The following is a 16,243-nucleotide window of genomic DNA, read 5'->3' as shown; positions in this document are numbered from 1 at the left end:
TGGCACAAGCGTGATGTACGATGGATCGTGACGGGGTGTTCACGAGGGGGGACGTGGGGGCGTTCGAGCAACTCCCGTTGCTGGCGGTTCGGACCGTCGTCGACGATCGGGGCATAGAGCGCATCGAAGAGTGCAACGACGCGTTCGTCCGCCGGCTCGATCTGTCGTCCGACGAACTCACCGGCCGGCCGCTGCGTTCGGTCTACGCGTCCGAGACCACGCCCGACACCGGGCCCGAGAACGGCCCGTGGTCGACCCGGTCCGACGGCGGCGACTCCTGGCGGTGGAGTTCCGCCCCGGCGGCGGACGAGTCCTCGAATTTCGAGGGCGCGACCGCACGCGATAGGGAACCGTTGGCCGATTCGTCGGCCGGCGCCGACCCGACGGACGGGTCGCAGTCGGACCGAGCCGACTGGCGTCACGAACGCTGGGTCTCGCACCTGGGCGCTTCGACCGTCGAACACTGTCTCGTGGGTGCCGACGGCCGCCTGATACACACCTTGGTCGAGGGCGTGCCCCGACGCGACGCCCGCGGCCGCGTCCTTCTCCACATCGACGTCACGCGTCGGAAGCACCGGGAGCGGCAGGCCGACGTCCTCAATCGACTGATGCGCCACAACGTCCGCAACGATCTGAATCTCTTGCGCGGGCACGCGCGAACCCTCGCCGAGCACGACGACGAGGAGGTCGCCGCCTCCGCGGAGGTGATCGACCGCATCGCCGACCGGTGGATCGGCCTCGCGGAGAAGGCCCGACAGATCGAGCGCCTGTTCGACGAGGACGCCGGGGGGACGGTGACCCTGGAACACCTCACGAACGCGGTCCGGACGTCCGTGACGCGGGACTGGCCCGAGAGCACCGTCCGGGCCTCGATCGAGGTCGACCCGGCGCTTTCGGTCTCCGAGCGCCTCCACCCCGCGGTCGTCGAACTCTGCGAGAACGGGATCAAGCACGCGGACTGCCAGGTCGTGACGGTCACGATCTCGGCCAGCAACGCGGCGGGCTACGTCGACGTCCGGATCGCCGACCGCGGGCCCGGGATTCCGGACCACGAGCGCGTCGCCCTCTTCGAGGAGGAGGAGACGCCGCTCCGCCACGGGAGCGGGCTGGGCTTTTGGATCGTCCGGTTCATCATCCGGCAGCTCGGCGGAGCGATCTCGGTCGGCGACGACGACTACGCCGGCGGCGTGGTGGTGCTCTCGGTCCCGCTCGTCGAAGAAGAGGCTCGTCGTAGCTGAGTGGGATACGGACGGCCCGCCGCGCAGGCCCGACACCCGGAGTCGCATCACGACGCCTCGGGCGAATTCCCCGGGGACGGGGCCGGTTCGGCACATTTAATACCGAAACGGGAGGCGCTTGGGGTATGAGCGGACGACCCCTCGACGTTCTCGAAGCCGCGCTCGAAGATGTCGTCACGATCACGCTGAAGGACGGCACGGCGTACTACGGCACGCTCGCCGGATACGACCAGCACATGAACGCCGTCCTCGAGCCGGCGACCGACGTCGACGACGCCGTCCAGGCCGAACTGGAGGTCACAGCGGTCGAAGACACAACGATTATACGCGGCGACAACGTCGTGACGATACAAACATGACGGGCGCAGGCACCCCGAGTCAAGGTAAGAAGAACAAGACGACGCACGTCAAATGCCGACGCTGCGGCGAGAAGTCCTACCACGTGAAGAAGAAGGTCTGTTCGTCGTGCGGCTTCGGGAAGTCCGCGAAGCGCCGCGACTACGAGTGGCAGTCGAAGGCCGGCGACAACTGACGCCCGCGCTCTCGTCTCCTCGCTGCAGACTGTTTTCGCGGTCCATTCATTCGGTGTCGGCCTCGCCATCGCCGAGGGCCACCTGAATGCTGTGGACCTTTGTCGGTGGGGCGAAAACCCCGGTGTATGAGCGATCACGATTCGGATCACGACCACGGGGACGACCACAGCCACGATCACGGAGACGGACACGATCACCACGACCACGACCACGACCACGACGGCCACCACGCCCACGACGTCGGCACGCTGCAGGCGGCGGTGGTCACGATATCGACCTCGCGGTCGCTGGAGGACGACCCCGCCGGCGACGTGATCGAGGCGGCGTTCGAGGCCGAGGGCCACGACGTCGCCGTCCGCGAGGTCGTCGAGGACGACTTCGACGCCGTGCAGTCGACCGTGGACCGCCTCGTCGACCGCGAGGACGTCGACGTCGCGGTGACGACCGGCGGGACCGGCGTGACGCCCGACGACGTGACCGTCGAGGCGGTCGGGGACCTCTTCGCGAAGTCGCTCCCGGGGTTCGGGGAGCTGTTCCGACGGCGCTCGGAGGCCGAAATCGGGACCCGGATCGTCGGGACGCGGGCGACCGCGGGCGTCGTCCAGGGGGTCCCCGTGTTCTGTCTGCCGGGGAGCGAGAACGCCGCGCGGCTCGGCAGCGAGGAGATCATCGTCCCCGAGGCGCCCCACCTCGCGGGGTTGGCGACGCGGGACGGGGACGGAGACGAGAACTGACAGTAGTCACAGAACTCGAGGACGGGGACCGGCGGCCGCCGTCACTCGGGTCGCCACCGCCCGCCGATCTCCTCGCGGGGGTAGTCCTGGTAGGTCCCGTTCAGGAACGAGGTCACGCGGCCGTCCTCCTCGCTGAGCGTCACCGCCCACAGCACCTCCTCGCGCGTCGACGCTTCGAGCGCGCTCATATGCTTCGTCCCCATCCAGTCGGCGTACTCCAGATCGAACGCCGCGGTCGACTCGTGGCTGGGGCTCCTGACCCGGACCATCTGCTCTTGGACGGTCCCGTCGGCGGCGACGACGATCGCGCCGTCGCAGGTGAACGCGACGTCCCGCGCCGCCTCGACGAACGCCTCGGCCGACCCCGACACCACCCGGCACCGATTGACCGGCCACTTGTTGGCGCCGAGCGGATCTGTGTACCCGCTCACGTCGACGTCGGCGACGACGAGGAAGTAGAGGCTGGGACCTGAGACGTGCTGTTCGTCCCACCGCGTGAAGTCCAGGCTCAGCGACTCCGCCGTGTACCGGAGCAGGTCCATCAGCTCCTGGCTCGTCTCGTACTCCGTCTGCGATATGTCCGATTGAACCATTCTTCGGGTGTTATATATCCGTTCGTCCAGCGAGCGCTTGTAAGTACCGGACAGTTCGGAAGCCGCTGGCCGCCCGCCGCCCCGCCGTCCGCGTCGGATCGATCGACGCCGACCGCCCCAAACGTGGCCTTTTAATGGCGCTGCGACAACCCTGATGTATGAGCAAGCAGGAACCACGCGAACGCGAGGACGGCGACGAGGAGCCGTTCTCCAGCGGGAAGGACCCCGACCTCCCCAGCGCGGACGTCACCGAGGGAGCCGACAAGGCCCCGCACCGGGCGATGTTCCGCGCGATGGGCTTCGACGACGAGGACCTCGGCTCGCCGATGGTCGGCGTCGCCAACCCGGCGGCCGACATCACGCCGTGTAACGTCCACCTCGACGACGTCGCCGACGCGGCCGTCGAGGGCGTCGAGGACGCCGGCGGGATGCCGATCGAGTTCGGGACGATCACGATCTCGGACGCCATCTCGATGGGCACCGAGGGGATGAAGGCCTCGCTGATCTCCCGGGAGGTCATCGCCGACTCCGTCGAGCTCGTCGCCTTCGGCGAGCGGATGGACGCCCTCGTCACGGTTGCGGGCTGCGACAAGAACCTCCCCGGGATGATGATGGCCTCGATCCGGACCGACCTGCCCTCGGTGTTCCTCTACGGCGGGTCGATTATGCCCGGCGAGCACGACGGCCGCGACGTCACCATCCAGAACGTCTTCGAGGGCGTCGGCACCTACGCCGAGGGCGAGATGAGCGCCGACGAACTCGACGACTTAGAGCGGCACGCCTGCCCCGGCGCGGGCTCCTGCGGCGGGATGTTCACCGCCAACACGATGGCCTCCATCTCGGAGGCCCTCGGGATGGCGCCGCTCGGCACCGCCGACGCGCCCGCCGAGTCGCCGGAGCGCTACGACGTCGCGCGCCGCTCGGGCGAAGCGGTCCTCAACGCCGTCGAGAACGACATCCGCCCCTCCGACATCCTCACGAAGGAGTCCTTCGAGAACGCCATCGCGCTCCAGGTCGCGATCGGCGGCTCGACCAACGCGGTCCTGCACCTGCTCGCGCTCGCCGCGGAGGCCGGCATCGACCTCTCGATCGAGGAGTTCGACGAGATCTCCCGCCGGACGCCGAAGATCGCGAACCTCCAGCCCGGCGGCACGAAGACGATGAACGACCTCCACGAGGAGGGCGGCGTCCCGGTCGTGATCCGGCGCCTCCTCGACGCGGGGCTGTTCCACGGCGACGCGATGACCGTCACCGGCCGGACGATCGAGGAGGAACTCGACGAACTGGACCTCCCGAACGACGACGAGATCGAGGGCGACTTCATCTACACCGTCGACGAACCCTACCAGGAGGAGGGCGCGATCAAGATCCTCACCGGCAACCTCGCGCCCGACGGGGCGGTCCTGAAGGTCACCGGCGACGACAAATTCCACCACCAGGGCCCCGCGCGCGTCTTCGAGAACGAGGAGGCGGCGATGGAGTACGTCCAGGAGGGCCACATCGAGTCGGGCGACGTCATCGTCATCCGCAACGAGGGCCCGCAGGGCGGTCCCGGGATGCGCGAGATGCTCGGCGTCACCGCGGCCGTGGTGGGCCAGGGCCACGAGGACGACGTCGCGCTCCTGACCGACGGCCGCTTCTCCGGGGCGACCCGCGGCCCGATGGTCGGCCACGTCGCGCCGGAGGCCGCCGTCGGCGGCGCGATCGGCCTCGTCGAAGACGGCGACGAGATCACCGTCGACATCCCCGAGCGGGAGCTCTCTGTCGACCTCTCGGAGGAAGAACTCGACGCCCGGAAGGAAGAGTGGGAGCCCGCGGAGCCGGCGTACACCTCCGGCGTGCTCGCGAAGTACGGCAACGACTTCGGCTCGGCGGCGAACGGCGCCGTGACGAACCCCGGCGCGAAAGAACGCTAGCTCGCCGCTCTTTTTCGGCTCGTCTCTGATCCGACGACGACCCCTGCCTGCGCGCGACGGGTCAAAACGAGAGAGATTTTCAGCGTTGGTAATTACACCCGTTCAGTTAACTGGACGCAGATCGGGTCTCGGAATATGAATGTACGACCCGATACATCCCGCCTGGTACCACTTCTGGTCGTCGGCGCTTGTGGGCTCGCTGGGATTAGCGTTGATCTATTTGATATCCTCACGGTCCTCATCGACGGCCCGAGATGGCTCCACCAGCTTGATCTCCTCACGGCAGTTCTGCTTACTGTTGCTCTTGGCGGTCTGGGTGCATATTCCCGCCGACGTGATCGAGCACGGCGGTCCGCCGAAGATTCGCAGCGGTATGCAGGGGCTGATTGAGTTCGCGCTCGCGCTGCTCTGATCGCCGTTTTCGCGTCGAATCTGACTCCGACCGCTCACACCGTCCGCAGGTCGTCGGTCGCCCGCCACCGGATCGCCGAGGCCGCCACCTCGTCGACCCGCCTGATGATCTCGGCTTCGATCGTCGCCGGCTCGACCGCCGTCCGGCTCGTGTGCGAAAGGACGATGTGCGCCAGTTCGACCGGGAGTCCGCTTCGGGCGACGACGTGGACGCCGTAGTAGGGGTGTCCCAGCAGGTCGTAGACCGCCGTGTCGTCCATCCCGTCGAACTCGGCGAGCTTGCTCACATCGTGGACGAGCGCGCCCGCGACGAGGACGTCCGTGTCGATCGCGAGGGCGTCGCCCCGGCGGTCCAACAGCGTCTCGGCGAGGCCGATCGCGCCGGCGGCCACGTCGCGGACGTGATCGACGAGGTACTCGCCGTCAAGCGAGAGCTCGCGCTGGGTCGGCGGCAGCCACGGCACCGACGCGAGGTCGGAAACGCCGTTTTCGGCCATCGCAGTCGCCCACGCGTCGACGACGCCCGCGCGGAGGTCCGGATCCTCGATCGCGTCGAGTTCGGGAAACGCCGCTCGGACCGCGTCTTCGGTCATACGACCGCTCGGTCGCGGACGGAAAAGTAGGTTCCGAGCCGACTCGGTCGCGCCGGCCGATCAGGCCGCTTCGACGGCCGCCAGCAGTTCCTCGTAGTCGGGTTCGTTCGTGGGATCCTCGGCGACCCAACTGTAGGTGACGACGCCGTCGTCGTCGAGGACGAACACCGCGCGGTTGGCGATGCCGTACAGCCCCAGGTCGGGGATCTCCATCGAGAGGCCGTACGCCTCGATGGCGTCGCCGGACATATCGCTCACGAGGTCGAACGCCAGGTCGTACTCGTCGGCGAACGCCCCGAGCGAGAACGACGAGTCGGCGCTCACGCCGAACAGCGTCGCGCCCGCGTCCGCGAAGTCATCGTAGCGCTCCTGCAACGCCACCATCTCGTTCGAACACGGCGGCGTGAACGCGCCGGGGAAGAAGGCCAACACGACGGGCCCGTCGCCGAGGTGGTCGGCGAGGTCGAACGTCTCGTGGTCGCTGCCCTTGTACGTCGCGGTGAACGTCGGTGCTTCGTCGCCTTCGGATGGTGTGTCGGACATCTCGTCCGTTGGATATGGACCGAACGACCAAAACCTGGTGGGGAACGTGTTCGGACGACTCACGACCGCGGACGGAAACGACCCCGGCGGACGCGACTCCGAAACGATGAACGGAGGTACCTTAGACCCAGCCCTCTTCGACGAGCAGTTCGCCGTTGAGGAGCGAGGCGCCGGCCGCGCCGCGGATGGTGTTGTGCGCCAGACAGTTGTACTTCAGGCCGGCCTCGGTCTCCTGGAGGCCGCCGGCGGAGATCTGCATCCCGTCGCCGCGCTCGCGATCGAGTCGGGGCTGCGGCCGTTCGAGGTCCTCGAAGACGTGGATGAGCTGGTCCGGCGAGGAGGGCAGGTCCGCGCTCGGGTACTCCCGCATCGCCGCGGCCGCCTCCTCCGGGGAGACGTCCTCTTCGGTCTCGGCGAAGACGTTCTCCAGGTGGCCGTCGAGCGTCGGGATGCGGTTGCACGAGGCGGCGACGTCCATCCCGTGGAGGTCGACGCCCGTGCCGTCGAAGGTGCCCAGGAGCTTCCGCGATTCGGTCTCCATCTTCTCCTCCTCGCCGCCGATGTGCGGGATGGCGTTGTCGATGATCTCCATCGAGGTGACGCCGGAGTAGCCCGCGCCGGAGACGGCCTGCAGCGTCGAGACCTGGACGGATTCCAGGCCGAACTGGTCCAGTGCCGCGAGCGTCGGGACCATCGTGATCGTCGAGCAGTTGGGGTTCTTCACGAGGGCGCCGTCCCAGCCGCGCTCGTCGCGCTGGACCTCGATCAGGTCGAGGTGGCCGGGGTTGATCTCGGGGATCGTGAGCGGGACGTCGGGCGCCATCCGGTCGTTCGAGGAGTTCGAGGAGACAACGTAGCCTTCCTCCAGGAAGTCGGGTTCGACTTCCGCGGCGGCGCCCGACGGGAGCGACGAGAAGAGCAGATCGACGTCGTCCGGGACGTCGTCGGGCGTCGTGGCGCCGACGGTCATTTCCGCGACGTCGTCCGGGATCGGCGTGTTGACGCGCCACTTCGCCGCCTCGCGGTAGGTCTTGCCCGCGCTCTCCTCGGAGGCGGTCACCGCCGCGAGCTCGAACGTCGGGTGGTCGTCGAGAAGCTGGATGAATCGCTGTCCCACCGCACCGGTCGCACCGAGAATGCCGACACGTACTGACATTGGTGGGCGTGGGAGACACACACATAAGGCGGTTTGGATTCGCGACGTATTTCACGGACGTTCAAAATTGAAACGCCCTGGGCTGATTGCCCCGCCGAACGGTCAGTTCTGGCATCGCCACCGATCCGGATTATTCGACGGTCGTCGATACTCGATTCGTCGGGAACCGACAGATAGAGGTACCGCGTTTCGGAATACATCGCCAAATGTTCACCAAGGTGCTCGTCGCTAACCGCGGAGAGATCGCCGTGCGGGTGATGCGGGCCTGCCGCGACCTGGGCGTGCGGACCGTCGCGGTGTACAGCGACGCCGACAAGCACGCGGGACACGTGCGCTACGCCGACGAGGCGTACAACGTCGGCCCCGCGCGCGCCGCCGACTCCTACCTCGACCACGAGGCGGTCATCGAGGCCGGACGGAAGGCCGGCGCCGACGCCGTCCACCCGGGCTACGGCTTCCTCGCGGAGAACGCCGAGTTCGCCCGGAAGGTCGAAGCGAGCGACCTCACCTGGATCGGCCCCTCCGCCGACGCGATGGAGCGCCTCGGCGAGAAGACGAAGGCCCGCGCGCTGATGCAGGAGGCCGACGTGCCGGTCGTCCCGGGGACGACAGAGCCCGTCGAGTCCGCCGACGAGGTGAAGGAGATCGCCGCGCAGTACGGCTACCCCGTCGCGATCAAGGCCGAGGGCGGCGGCGGCGGCCGCGGCCTCAAGGTCGTCCACTCCGAGGACGAGGTCGAAGACCAACTGGAGACGGCCCAGCGCGAGGGCGAGGCCTACTTCGACAACTCCTCCGTCTACGTCGAGAAGTACCTCGAATCGCCGCGCCACATCGAGGTCCAGATCCTCGCGGACGAGCACGGCAACGTCCGGCACCTCGGCGAGCGCGACTGCTCGCTCCAGCGACGGCACCAGAAGGTGATCGAGGAGGCGCCGTCGCCGGCGCTCGACGCCGACCTCCGGGAGCGCATCGGCAACGCGGCCCGCCGCGGGGTCCGCGAGGCGGAGTACACCAACGCCGGCACGGTGGAGTTCCTCGTCGAAGACGGGGAGTTCTACTTCATGGAGGTCAACACGCGGATCCAGGTCGAACACACCGCGACCGAGGAGGTCACCGGCATCGACGTCGTGAAGTGGCAACTGCGGGTCGCCGCCGGCGAGGAGATCGACTTCGCACAGGACGACGTCGAGATCGAGGGCCACGCGATCGAGTACCGGATCAACGCCGAGAACGCCGCCGACGACTTCGCGCCCGCGACGGGCTCGCTGGAGACCTACGACCCGCCCGGCGGGCCGGGCGTCCGCATCGACGACGCCGTCCGCCAGGGCGACGAGATCGGCGGCGACTACGACTCGATGATCGCGAAGCTGATCGTCGCCGCGGGGGACCGCGAGGAGTGTCTCGCCCGGTCGGAACGGGCGCTCTCGGAGTTCGAGATCCGGGGGATCGAGACGATCATCCCGTTCCACCGACTGATGGTGACAGACGAGACGTTCCGGGCGGGCGAGCACACGACGAAGTACCTCGACGAGGAGCTCGATCGCGAGCGCATCGATCAGGCGGTCGAGCAGTGGGGCGATGCGGGGAGCGACGACACCGGGGAAGAGGACGACGGCGAGAGCGACGACGTCACCGAACGGGAGTTCACCGTCGAGGTCAACGGCAAGCGCTTCGAGGTGAACCTCGAAGAGCGCGGCGCGCCGCCGGTCCCGGACGTCGAGGCCGTCGCCAACGGCGCGGGAGCGGCCGCCGACGCCGGCGGGCCGTCGACCCGTTCCCGCCCGGAGGCGGCCGAGTCCGACGACGAGGAGGTCGTCGTCGAGGGCGACGGCGAGCAGGTCACCGCCGAGATGCAGGGGACGATCCTGGCCGTCGACGTCGAGGTCGGCGACGAGGTCGGCGCCGGCGACGTGGTCTGCGTCCTGGAGGCGATGAAGATGGAGAACGACGTCGTCACCGAGCGCGGCGGCACCGTCTCCGACGTCCTCGTCGCCGAGGGCGACAGCGTCGATATGGGCGACACCCTCGTCGTCCTCGAATAGCGCGGCGTGACCCCAGCGATGAACGACACCCGACGCGACGTCCTGGCGGCGCTCGAAGACGGGCCGGTCGAGGGACCGGCGCTGGCCGACCGCCTGGGCGTGTCGCGGGCGGCGGTCTGGAAGCACATCGAATTCCTCCGGGACGCAGGCTTCGAAATCGAGAGCGCCGACGACGGCTACGAGGTCGCCTCCGTTCCGGAGTACGGCGCCGCGGCGATCGAGTTCGGCCTCGACGCGCCGTACCGGATCGAGTACCACGACCGGCTCCCGAGCACGAACGACCGCGCCCGCGAGCTCGCGGCCGACGGCGAGGAAGACGTAGTGGTGGTCGCAGACGAGCAGACGGGCGGCCGCGGTCGGCTCGACCGCGAGTGGCGATCACCCGCCGGCGGCGTCTGGGCCAGCCTGCTCGTGCGCCCGCGACGCCCCCCCGCGGAGGTGCCGATCTACACCCTCGCCGCGGCGGTCGCCGTCGCCCGCGCCGCCCGCGAGGCCGGCGTCGACGCCCGGATCAAGTGGCCGAACGACGTGCTCGTGGCGGCCGAGGACGACGGACGCGACGATGCGGGACGCACAGAGCGGAAGCTCTCGGGGATCCTGACGGAGATGGAGGGCGAAGCCGACCGGGTCTCGTGGCTCGTCGTCGGCATCGGCGTGAACGCGAACGTCGACGCCGACGCGCTGCCCCCCGGGGCGACGAGCCTCCGGGCCGAGGTCGGCGACGTCGACCGTCGGGTGTTCCTCCAGCGCGTGCTGGAGCGGTTCGCTGAGCTGACCGGCGAGGGCGCCGATCCGAGCGACATCTTGGACGCGTGGCGCGAGTACGCCGCGACGCTCGGGCGTCGCGTCCGCGTCGAGACGCCGACCGAGACGATCGAGGGCGAGGCCGTCGACGTCCGGCTCCCCGGCAGCCTCGTGGTCCGCACCGACGACGGCGAGCGCGTCGTCAGCGCCGGCGACTGCGAGCACTTGCGGCCGAGCGACTCCGAGTGAGGAGACTGACTCCGCGAAACTGCGGTGAAAAGAGCGTCCGTCGCGACAGCCGGCTCATAGGATTACTCTCGCTGTTTACCGCCGAACGCCGCCCCGAGTGACGGCGTTCAGCGGGAAGAGACGAGAGTAACCACTATCAGTTCTCGCCGCCGTCCGTGAGCGGCCGTCCGCCGGCCGTGAGCACGCCGTCGGCGATCTGCCGCGCCTCGGCCGCCGAGGGTCGCGTGCCGTCGACGAAGCGGTCGCCGAGTTCCTCGACGACGTTCATCACGTCCGAGAGGTCCCCGCGGTCGGCGACCTCTGCGAAGACGTCCTCGTAGGCGTGGGCTTCCCAGTGGCTGATCTCGTAGTCGTAGGTGTCGGCCTGCGAGGCGACCGCGTACTGGAGCTGTCGTGCCGCGTCGGACGGGTTCATATCTGTCACATACGGTCCCGACCACTAAAGTGTACTCAGACTCGAAATCGAGTTAATCGTCTCGTACCGCCGGAAAACGGCGCGAACGGGGACCACGGGGATGGCGATCGAGTCGCCGGGTCCCGGTCCGAGACGTTTACCACGCGCGGGCCTGGAGGGTCGGTATGGCGAACGGAGACCTTGTGGCGCTGGCCCGCCGGGCGGCCGAGGCGGGCGCGGCGGTCGCGGCCGACCGCTTCCGCACGGGCATCGACGTCGAGCAGAAGGGCGAAAAGACCGACGTCGTCACCCAGGCCGACCGGGACGCGCAGGCCGCCGTCATCGACGTGATCCGCGGTGAGTACCCGGAGGCCGCGATCGTCGGCGAGGAAGAGGGGGCCTCGAAGTCGGTGCCGGAATCCGGGACCGCGTGGATCGTCGACCCGATCGACGGGACGAACAACTTCGTCCGCGGCATCCGCTCGTGGGGCACGGCCGTGGCCGTCGTCCGCGACGGCGACCCGGCGGCGGGTGCGACGTCGCTGCCGGCCCTCGGCGACGACTACTGGACCGACGGCGAGACGACGTACCGGAACGGCGAGGCCGTGACCGTCTCCGCGGAGACAGACCCCGAGGCCGGCGTCGCCACGCCGACGATGTGGTGGGACTTCGACTCGCGCGATCAGTACACCCGGGCGTGTCAGGCCGTCGTGGACCGCTTCGGGGACCTCCGCCGGATCGGCTGTGCGCAGGCGGAGCTGGCGGGCGTGGCCGACGGCTCCCTGGACGGCGTCGTCACGAACATCCGGTCGCACCCCTGGGATACGGTCGCCGGCGTCGCGATGGTGCGGGCGGCCGGCGGGACCGTCACGGACCTGTCGGGGGACCGCTGGCGCCACGATTCGGTCGGGCTCGTCGCCTCCAACGGCGGCGTCCACGACGCCCTCCTCGACGCCGCCCGCGAGATCGACGGGGAGTAATCGGCGTTCCCTCGCGGAATCGGCGCCGCTCGGCGGTCGATCGCCCGCCGTCGACCGGAATCCTCAACACGTCCGGAACCGGGGTTCCGTGTATGTCGACAGTCGCCGACCGGGTCGGATCGGACCCCGAACGCCTCTGGGGGGCGGGCGTCCTCCTGGCGCTTGCGGCCCTCGTCGTCGGGACGCTCGTCCGCCCGGAGGTCGTCTACGACGGCTTCATCTGGCACTACTTCTGGGGCCCCGTTCAGGCCGACGCCAACTCCGCGGTCTGTGCGGTCCGGCCGGGGAGCACGGTCCAGTACCTCTACGACGCGCAGGCGTGTGCGAACGCGGCCGAGCCGGTCGCCTACCCCGGCTACACGCTCGTTTCCGAGGTCGGGTACATGGTGACGCTGCTCGTCGCCCTCATCGGCGTGGTGTTCCTCCTCCGCCGACTCGATCTCGGGACCGACCGGACGTTCTTCTACGCGCTCTTGCCCTTCGTCTTCTTCGGGGGCGCGCTCCGGGTCGTCGAGGACGCGAACGACGCCGGCTCGGCCGCCGACGCGCTCATCAGCTATCCCCTGAACACGCTCGTCATCAGCCCGATCATCTACTTCACGGTCTTCGTCATCACCCTCGGGGCCGTCGTCGCCGCCGTCGCCGCGTCGCGGGCGGACCTCGTCGAGCGCTACGATCGGCTGCTCTTCGGGATCGGGACGGCGATCTTCGCCGTGACGCTCGGCTATCTCGTCTCGCTCGTCCTCTCCGGCGCCGAGGGCGTCGAATTCTACCCGCAGGTACTCGTCATCACCCTCGTCGGGGCGACGCTCGCCGCGGCCGCCTCCTGGTGGCTCATCGAGCGGTACGCGCCCGCGGTGAACGCCGGGACCGGCCGGATCGGCTTCGTGGTCCTGTGGGGCCACGCCGTCGACGGCGTCGCGAACGTCGTCGGCCTCGACTGGATGACCGCGATCGGCGCCGGCCCGAACCTGATCCCGAAGCACCCGGTGAATCAGTTCGTCGTGGACGTCACCGGCGCGGTGCTGCCGGCGTCGGTGCTCGCCGTCACGGGCGACACCTGGCCGTTCCTCGTCCTGAAGCTCGCCGCGGCGACGTTCGTGCTCTGGGTCTTCGAAGAGGAGATCTTCGAGGAGAGCCCGCGGTACACGATACTGCTCCTCGTCGCGGTCCTCGCGGTCGGACTGGGTCCGGGCACCCGGGATATGCTCCGGGCGACCTTCGGCGTCTGAGCCGATTCCCGCCTCGGATTTTTATACTCGAACGCGGCCAGACCCCGCGTCTCCCCGGAATGTGTCGCGCGACGGGCCGCGGGTGTCCGACACGTCGTCGCGCGAGCGGTTCGTGTCGGCTGTTCGCTTTGCCCCGATAGCGGAGCGTCGGTCGCGCCTCAGGTCCTACGGGTACGGGTGATACGCCCGATCCAACTGCGGTTCGAACCCCAGCGATTCGGGGACCGTCCGCGCCCGCTCGCCGAAGAACGGTTCGCCCTGGAACAGCGGCTGCGCCGCCGGCACGAGCACCCGGACCGCCTCGAATCCGAGCGATGCGACGTCCGCCGTCGTCGTCCGCGCGGCGTAGGCGTCGAGGCCGGCGTCGGCGACGCGATCCAGCGCCTCCGATAGCTCGGCCTCTCCAGCCGGAACGTCCGCGGGACCCACCTCCGCGGCCGGCACCGTCACGTCGGGATCGACGAAGTCCTGCGCGGCCGCGGGGAAGTCGGCGTACTCCCCGATCGCGCCCCCTTCCTCGGCCGCTCCTTCGGGACCCATCGAGCGCAGCTCCATCCAGTTCTGGAGCGCCTCCGCCAGCGCCGACCGCGCGGCGTCGGCCGGATCCAGCGAGGCCCCCGAGCCGACGGCGAACCGCGGCCACTCGCCGTCGCGGTGGACCGCGCTCGCGACGACCGGCACGTCGACGTCCTGCGTGACGAGGAGCGACGTCACCGACAGGTCTTCGGCTCGCGCGCGCTTCCGCAGTTCGTCGTAGCGCGAATCCGGGACGGAGAGCCCGAGCGGCTCGAACGACGAGTACCACGCGAGCATCGTGGCGTCGCGTTCGATCACCTCGTAGAGCCCCGAGAGCAGCGCCTCCGTCCCCGAGTTGCCGAGTCCGAGGCCGGTCGTGATCGCCGGCGTGTGCCGCTCCGACGGGGGCGGGTAGTGGACGAACTCCGCCGGCAGCGACGCCGACTCGCCGGTGTGGAGGTCCTCGCCCGCGACCCAGGGGGTCGGCGTGTCCGGGTCGACCGGCGTGGTGTCCTCGGGGAGAACGAACGCCGACGGCGGCACCGGCCGCGAGCGCGTGCGCTCCGGCGCGACCGTGAACTCCGTCTGCCGATAGACGCCGGCGCAGTAACGTTCGAGTCCCTCGCCGAGCGCCTTCATAAAGGCGACGTCCCAGTCGGGGTCCACGCCCGCGGCGAACTCGGCGGCGCGGGCGTCGCTGAAGCCCTCGGTCGTCGCGATCTGGGCGAGGTAGTACGGGACGGGGAACGATTCCCGCTCGCCGACCTGAGCGACGAGTCCGGTCCGCTCGTCGAGCGCCTGCTCCGCCCGCGCCAGCGAGTCGTCGACATCGACCGACCGGTGGTCGCGGCGGACCGTTCGATCCCGCGAGTCCGGGTCCGGCACGGGAAGTACCGGCCGCTCGGCCGCGATGCCAGTCCCGGACACCTCGACCGTGGTGTCCGCGACGCTCGTATCGCCAGCGAGCAGGGCCACAGCGCGCCGTCCGGCGACCGCGCCGGCGAGTCGAACCGCGCTGCGGTCGCCCGAGGGAGAGCCCTCGGCGTCGGTCGTCGCGGCCACGCGGGTCCGGAGGTCGTCGAACCGCGGCCCGTCGGCGTCGAACACCGAGACCGCGGCGTCGAGACTCTCGACCGGGCGGCCGCCGACGCCGCCGATCTCGACGAGCACGAGGCGGTCGTCGGAGCCGACCAGTCCGGCGGCGTCCCGTCCGGCGGGAACGACGGCGAGAGTCAGCGCCGGATCGTCGAAGCCGGTCCCGACGGTCGCGTCGACGTCCTCGAAGGCCGCCCGCGCGGCCGCCGCGGCCGGACCGCTGCCGGCGAGTTCGATCTCGTAGGGCATAGATCCGCCCTCGACGCTCACGGGGAAAAATCGCCGGGTCTCGGAACGCGGAAGCGCTCCCGAGATGCCTCTCGCGTCCGGTCCGGGGAATATACAGCCCCGACTGCGGTAAAATTAAGTAGACACTGGTAAATGAGACAAGGTATGTCCCCCGCGTCGAACGTGCTCGGAGACAGCGTCGAGCACGTCCTGTCGTCGTCCCTCCGGGCGGCCTCGGGCCCCGTCTACGTGATCGGGCCGAGCGACGCCGTCGTGGAATCGCTCGTCGAGTTCGCCGTCGGCGCCGACGCGCCGCCCGAACTCCGGGTCCTCGCCGGCGAGTCGCAGTTGAAGTCGGTGATGGGCGACTTCCTCGTCGCCAGCCACGCGTCCGATCTCGTCGCGTCCGGATCCCTGGACCTCCGGAGCACCGCAGAGGGCACGTCGAACACGCTCTTGGTGACGGAGTCGTCCGTCGTCGCCGTCGTCGCGGCCGGCGACAGCGTGGCCGGCCTGACGACCGACGACGAGTCCTTCGTCGAGAGCGCCCACGAGGCGTACCGCGAGCGCTTCGAGGACGCCGAGGCGTTCCGTCTCCGGACGCCGGCGCTCTCCGAGGTCCGGTCGTCGCTCGAAGACGACCTCGGCGGCGACGTCCGGGACGAGTTCGACGGGGTCCTCGACTCGCTTCAGTCGGTCGACGGCGCGGACGGCATCGACGAGGTGACGATCAGCCTGCTCGTCGCCGCCCGGAACGAGGTGCTCCTCTACGACGTCTCGAAGTGGGGCGAAGACGTCGGTATCGCGAGCAAGGCGACGTTCTCCCGCACGAAGAGCGACCTCGAAGAGCGAGGGCTGATCGAGACCGAGAAGGTCCCGATCGACGTGGGTCGGCCCCGCCTTCGGCTCCGCCTCGCGGACGAGCGCCTCGCCGACGCCGACCTCGACGAGCTCGCGGCCGTCGCGCGCGACCTCCTGAACTGATCGCTCGCGGGCGTAGCGTCGCCGCCGACGGCGACGCCGGAGACGAAGTGGACACACTTATT

The 16,243-nt window shown here is 69.5% G+C and carries 16 protein-coding genes; 10 read left to right on the top strand and 6 right to left on the bottom strand.

Going from position 1 to position 16,243, the window contains the following annotated elements; translation table 11 throughout:
* The first annotated feature begins 20 nt into the window (after nt 1-20).
* The 4 genes from OS889_RS10875 to OS889_RS10860 all read left to right on the top strand — a co-directional run bounded on the left by OS889_RS10875 (nt 21) and on the right by OS889_RS10860 (nt 2,505).
* Nucleotides 21-1,238, top strand: coding sequence for a sensor histidine kinase (locus OS889_RS10875; protein WP_372389795.1), 1,218 nt, complete (start codon nt 21-23; stop codon nt 1,236-1,238).
* Between the two features lie 125 nt (nt 1,239-1,363).
* A complete protein-coding gene (locus OS889_RS10870) occupies nt 1,364-1,597 on the top strand; it encodes an LSM domain-containing protein (RefSeq protein ID WP_372389793.1) in 234 nt (77 codons plus the stop codon).
* Complete coding sequence (locus tag OS889_RS10865; RefSeq protein ID WP_089766274.1) at nt 1,594-1,770, top strand: 50S ribosomal protein L37e; 177 nt, start codon at nt 1,594-1,596, stop codon at nt 1,768-1,770. The genes OS889_RS10870 and OS889_RS10865 overlap by 4 nt, the downstream gene beginning before the upstream one ends.
* 126 nt (nt 1,771-1,896) lie before the next feature.
* The gene (locus OS889_RS10860) at nt 1,897-2,505 is read left to right on the top strand and encodes a MogA/MoaB family molybdenum cofactor biosynthesis protein (protein ID WP_372389792.1); all 609 of its coding nucleotides are present in this window, start codon (nt 1,897-1,899) and stop codon (nt 2,503-2,505) included.
* 41 nt (nt 2,506-2,546) lie between these two features.
* Here the strand turns inward: OS889_RS10860 and OS889_RS10855 are convergent, their stop codons facing one another.
* Entirely contained in the window at nt 2,547-3,098 is a 552-nt protein-coding gene (locus OS889_RS10855) for a hypothetical protein (protein WP_372389791.1), read from the bottom strand.
* Nucleotides 3,099-3,256: 158 nt separating this feature from the next.
* Here OS889_RS10855 and ilvD point away from each other — a divergent pair, with 158 nt between their 5' ends.
* Nucleotides 3,257-5,014: a dihydroxy-acid dehydratase gene (gene ilvD, locus OS889_RS10850; RefSeq protein WP_372389790.1), complete on the top strand. Its 1,758-nt coding sequence runs from the start codon at nt 3,257-3,259 to the stop codon at nt 5,012-5,014.
* A 446-nt stretch (nt 5,015-5,460) separates the two neighbouring features.
* Here the strand turns inward: ilvD and OS889_RS10845 are convergent, their stop codons facing one another.
* The 3 genes from OS889_RS10845 to asd all read right to left on the bottom strand — a co-directional run bounded on the left by OS889_RS10845 (nt 5,461) and on the right by asd (nt 7,717).
* Nucleotides 5,461-6,018: an HD domain-containing protein gene (locus OS889_RS10845; protein ID WP_372389789.1), complete on the bottom strand. Its 558-nt coding sequence runs from the start codon at nt 6,016-6,018 to the stop codon at nt 5,461-5,463.
* Between the two features lie 60 nt (nt 6,019-6,078).
* Nucleotides 6,079-6,561, bottom strand: coding sequence for a redoxin domain-containing protein (locus OS889_RS10840; protein ID WP_372389788.1), 483 nt, complete (start codon nt 6,559-6,561; stop codon nt 6,079-6,081).
* A 121-nt stretch (nt 6,562-6,682) separates the two neighbouring features.
* Nucleotides 6,683-7,717: an aspartate-semialdehyde dehydrogenase gene (asd, locus tag OS889_RS10835; protein ID WP_372389787.1), complete on the bottom strand. Its 1,035-nt coding sequence runs from the start codon at nt 7,715-7,717 to the stop codon at nt 6,683-6,685.
* Nucleotides 7,718-7,923: 206 nt separating this feature from the next.
* Between asd and OS889_RS10830 the strand changes: the two genes are divergently transcribed.
* The gene (locus OS889_RS10830; protein ID WP_372389786.1) at nt 7,924-9,759 is read left to right on the top strand and encodes an acetyl-CoA carboxylase biotin carboxylase subunit; all 1,836 of its coding nucleotides are present in this window, start codon (nt 7,924-7,926) and stop codon (nt 9,757-9,759) included.
* An 18-nt stretch (nt 9,760-9,777) separates the two neighbouring features.
* Nucleotides 9,778-10,752: a biotin--[acetyl-CoA-carboxylase] ligase gene (locus OS889_RS10825; RefSeq protein ID WP_372389785.1), complete on the top strand. Its 975-nt coding sequence runs from the start codon at nt 9,778-9,780 to the stop codon at nt 10,750-10,752.
* Nucleotides 10,753-10,888: 136 nt separating this feature from the next.
* Here the strand turns inward: OS889_RS10825 and OS889_RS10820 are convergent, their stop codons facing one another.
* A complete protein-coding gene (locus OS889_RS10820) occupies nt 10,889-11,167 on the bottom strand; it encodes a hypothetical protein (protein WP_372389784.1) in 279 nt (92 codons plus the stop codon).
* A 164-nt stretch (nt 11,168-11,331) separates the two neighbouring features.
* Between OS889_RS10820 and OS889_RS10815 the strand changes: the two genes are divergently transcribed.
* Both OS889_RS10815 and OS889_RS10810 read left to right on the top strand, forming a co-directional pair.
* Nucleotides 11,332-12,126: an inositol monophosphatase family protein gene (locus OS889_RS10815; RefSeq protein WP_372389783.1), complete on the top strand. Its 795-nt coding sequence runs from the start codon at nt 11,332-11,334 to the stop codon at nt 12,124-12,126.
* Between the two features lie 92 nt (nt 12,127-12,218).
* Nucleotides 12,219-13,358 (top strand): DUF63 family protein, encoded by a 1,140-nt coding sequence (locus tag OS889_RS10810; protein ID WP_372389782.1) that lies wholly within the window; start codon nt 12,219-12,221, stop codon nt 13,356-13,358.
* A 165-nt stretch (nt 13,359-13,523) separates the two neighbouring features.
* On the opposite strand, the gene OS889_RS10805 is transcribed toward OS889_RS10810, so the two are convergent.
* Nucleotides 13,524-15,218: a YcaO-like family protein gene (locus OS889_RS10805; RefSeq protein WP_372389781.1), complete on the bottom strand. Its 1,695-nt coding sequence runs from the start codon at nt 15,216-15,218 to the stop codon at nt 13,524-13,526.
* Nucleotides 15,219-15,362: 144 nt separating this feature from the next.
* Between OS889_RS10805 and tbsP the strand changes: the two genes are divergently transcribed.
* Nucleotides 15,363-16,181 carry a transcriptional regulator TbsP gene (tbsP, locus tag OS889_RS10800; RefSeq protein WP_372389780.1) on the top strand — a complete coding sequence of 273 codons (819 nt, stop codon included), beginning with the start codon at nt 15,363-15,365 and terminating at the stop codon, nt 16,179-16,181.
* Nucleotides 16,182-16,243 lie beyond the last annotated feature (62 nt).

Origin of the sequence: Halobellus sp. MBLA0158 (assembly GCF_041477585.1) — an archaeon.
GTDB classification, from domain to species: Archaea; Halobacteriota; Halobacteria; order Halobacteriales; family Haloferacaceae; genus Haloquadratum; species Haloquadratum rubicundus.
The sequence above is the reverse complement of the archived record's forward strand: the minus strand, read 5'-3'. Positions and strand labels throughout refer to the sequence as shown.

What these genes read in the sequence shown, in the direction of transcription:
- OS889_RS10810 (WP_372389782.1), top strand. Translation starts at nt 12,219, where the DNA reads ATGTCGACAGTCGCCGACCGGGTCGGATCGGACCCCGAACGCCTCTGG.
- OS889_RS10865 (WP_089766274.1), top strand. Translation starts at nt 1,594, where the DNA reads ATGACGGGCGCAGGCACCCCGAGTCAAGGTAAGAAGAACAAGACGACG.
- OS889_RS10860 (WP_372389792.1), top strand. Translation starts at nt 1,897, where the DNA reads ATGAGCGATCACGATTCGGATCACGACCACGGGGACGACCACAGCCAC.
- OS889_RS10830 (WP_372389786.1), top strand. Translation starts at nt 7,924, where the DNA reads ATGTTCACCAAGGTGCTCGTCGCTAACCGCGGAGAGATCGCCGTGCGG.
- ilvD (WP_372389790.1), top strand. Translation starts at nt 3,257, where the DNA reads ATGAGCAAGCAGGAACCACGCGAACGCGAGGACGGCGACGAGGAGCCG.
- OS889_RS10870 (WP_372389793.1), top strand. Translation starts at nt 1,364, where the DNA reads ATGAGCGGACGACCCCTCGACGTTCTCGAAGCCGCGCTCGAAGATGTC.
- OS889_RS10820 (WP_372389784.1), bottom strand. Translation starts at nt 11,167, where the DNA reads ATGAACCCGTCCGACGCGGCACGACAGCTCCAGTACGCGGTCGCCTCG.
- OS889_RS10855 (WP_372389791.1), bottom strand. Translation starts at nt 3,098, where the DNA reads ATGGTTCAATCGGACATATCGCAGACGGAGTACGAGACGAGCCAGGAG.
- OS889_RS10845 (WP_372389789.1), bottom strand. Translation starts at nt 6,018, where the DNA reads ATGACCGAAGACGCGGTCCGAGCGGCGTTTCCCGAACTCGACGCGATC.
- OS889_RS10815 (WP_372389783.1), top strand. Translation starts at nt 11,332, where the DNA reads ATGGCGAACGGAGACCTTGTGGCGCTGGCCCGCCGGGCGGCCGAGGCG.
- OS889_RS10825 (WP_372389785.1), top strand. Translation starts at nt 9,778, where the DNA reads ATGAACGACACCCGACGCGACGTCCTGGCGGCGCTCGAAGACGGGCCG.
- tbsP (WP_372389780.1), top strand. Translation starts at nt 15,363, where the DNA reads ATGTCCCCCGCGTCGAACGTGCTCGGAGACAGCGTCGAGCACGTCCTG.
- OS889_RS10840 (WP_372389788.1), bottom strand. Translation starts at nt 6,561, where the DNA reads ATGTCCGACACACCATCCGAAGGCGACGAAGCACCGACGTTCACCGCG.
- asd (WP_372389787.1), bottom strand. Translation starts at nt 7,717, where the DNA reads ATGTCAGTACGTGTCGGCATTCTCGGTGCGACCGGTGCGGTGGGACAG.
- OS889_RS10875 (WP_372389795.1), top strand. Translation starts at nt 21, where the DNA reads ATGGATCGTGACGGGGTGTTCACGAGGGGGGACGTGGGGGCGTTCGAG.
- OS889_RS10805 (WP_372389781.1), bottom strand. Translation starts at nt 15,218, where the DNA reads ATGCCCTACGAGATCGAACTCGCCGGCAGCGGTCCGGCCGCGGCGGCC.